We start from the raw sequence: 255 nt of genomic DNA, 5'->3' as shown, positions 1-255 counted from the left end.
CGTCTGGCTGGATGGGCTATCGCCGATCACATGCGAACCGAGCTCGTCATCGACGCCCTGGCCGCCGCCGGGCGGACCCGCGGGAGCCTGGCCGGGGCAGTGATGCACACCGACCACGGCTCGCAATGCACGAGTCGGGCATTCGCCGAAGCGTGCAGGTCAGCAGGGGTCCGGCAGAGCATGAGCGCCGTCGGGTCCAGCGCGGACAACGCCGCCGCCGAGTCGTTCAACGCGACACTCAAGAGAGAGACCTTG

At 69.0% G+C, this 255-nt stretch carries 1 protein-coding gene; it reads left to right on the top strand.

All coding sequences use genetic code 11. The features are described 5' to 3' along the window. A partial coding sequence (locus C1J00_RS44390) for a DDE-type integrase/transposase/recombinase (protein WP_146046452.1) occupies positions 1-255 on the top strand: 255 nt, incomplete at both ends.

Source organism: Streptomyces cahuitamycinicus, assembly GCF_002891435.1.
GTDB lineage: Bacteria > Actinomycetota > Actinomycetes > Streptomycetales > Streptomycetaceae > Streptomyces > Streptomyces cahuitamycinicus.
This window is presented reverse-complemented; position numbering and strand designations above follow the sequence as displayed.